Annotated in this window: 1 protein-coding gene; it reads right to left on the bottom strand. The window is 46.4% G+C overall.

Annotated elements, in window-relative coordinates; genetic code table 11:
- The coding region (locus tag DXA15_RS25080; protein WP_158579722.1) for a DEAD/DEAH box helicase at positions 1-817 on the bottom strand (817 nt) is incomplete at its 3' end.
- Positions 818-951: the final 134 nt, after the last annotated feature.

Below are 951 nucleotides of genomic sequence, written 5' to 3'. Positions count from 1 at the left end.
CAGGAACAGGCAGTATCTTATAATACCAAGCCATAGACAAAGACAGTTCATGGAACAGGTTTCCCTTGAAATAGACCTCTACCGTATCGAGCATCTCTTCGGGACGTATCGGAGTGGCCGACATTCCCAGTACACGGGCTTCCGGATTGTTATCAATTACTTCCTGTACAGCCTTTCCCCATACCTCCGCTCCGAAATGATGGAACTCGTCGATAATGATATGATTCGCTTTGAGTTCATCCACTGTACCGCGATTCAGGACTAATGCCTGGAAAGTCCGGTAGGCGACATGCGGCATTGTCCTGCCAATTGCTTTTTTGATCTCGGCAATGATCGTAACATTGGGAGCGATAACCACTATATCATCTTCCGAATGATTGACGATATAGCGGGCAATCAGGTAAGACTTTCCTGTTCCGGTCGCCTGTACAACGGCTCCGATCCTGTTCGTTTTGAATCCTTCCTCAATAGCCCGGTAAGCCGCTTCATTATGTGAAAACAGTTCTATATGCTTTCCCGTCTCCAGACTTCTCAGATAGCTATCATCCGAAACAGTCAGTCCATGCAGTTCAAAGGAAAGTGCCTCCGGCAGATAACCGCCATGAGCCAGGATACGGAACTGGTTACAGCTACACATTTCCCCGATACGCTGCATTTCAGTATACAACTTGTCCACTTCCGGCAAGCCGACAGGTTCCTTATTCCATACCTCTTTTACAATGAAAGTAACGGAATCCTCCCTGAAGCCTACCAGCAGACAGCCGGATTCTTCAGTGACAAAATAATGATAAGAATGATAAAGATCGCGAAGTGACATTGAGAAAATATGTCAATATTAGAAGTAATTGAACCTACTTTTCCCTTGATGGAAAAGTAGGCAAAAGATCAAGGCTACACCTGCTTCGCTACTGCGCATCCTCCGTTCGCTGTCGTCTGTGAACTCGCTTCGCT

It is taken from the genome of Parabacteroides sp. AM58-2XD, assembly GCF_003463685.1.
Lineage (GTDB): Bacteria > Bacteroidota > Bacteroidia > Bacteroidales > Tannerellaceae > Parabacteroides > Parabacteroides segnis.
This window is presented reverse-complemented; position numbering and strand designations above follow the sequence as displayed.